At 56.5% G+C, this 609-nt stretch carries 1 protein-coding gene; it reads left to right on the forward strand.

The features are described from left to right. On the forward strand, positions 1 to 483 hold a 483-nt coding region (locus ACG2LG_RS24150), incomplete at its 5' end, for a hypothetical protein (RefSeq protein WP_396263463.1). Between the last annotated feature and the right edge of the window lie 126 nt (positions 484 to 609).

Here is a 609-nt window from a genome sequence, read left to right on the forward strand (position 1 = left end):
CTTGAACCAGACACGGCACCTCCCTTTCAACCCTCAAACCACCCCGAAGGCGCGTGGCTGGCTCCAGTCGCAGCCATAGGGTCTCGGCAGAAAATGACCCCTTTGCACTACCAGATCCTTCGAGTGACCCTCGGCATCGCGCTCGCGATCCTGGCTTCGATGGAGTCGTCCTTTTGGTGGCTGCCAGCGATACCTTGGGCAGTGCTCTGCGCCATGGGTCTCCTCCTGACCATTCCCATCGTGTTCGTTATTGGGATTGGAGCCGGAGCCGCTCAAGCTGATTGGATGAGTGATGGATTCATCATTGGTCTAGTTATCGTCACGCCTACTGTTCTCGCTGTGATAGTCTCAGCAATCGCGAACCGGAGGAAGGCAAGGCGGCCAGCCGAACCGAAACAAAATCAAGCCGAACAAGGCGTCGCACCACAACCCGCTGCCCGCTCCGAGTCGGATTTTTCACCATCACTACCACCCTCAACCTGAGTCGAAGCCGCGCTCCCGGCAGCAGGTGTGTGGACTTCGACGTTGCTATGGCTGCTTGTTTGGCAAGGGGCAAATTGATGTTTTTTCCATAACTCGTGGGGAGTGATAGTTTAACTTCGGGGAAGG

Source organism: Haloferula sp. A504 (genome assembly GCF_044385805.1).
GTDB lineage: Bacteria > Verrucomicrobiota > Verrucomicrobiia > Verrucomicrobiales > Akkermansiaceae > Haloferula.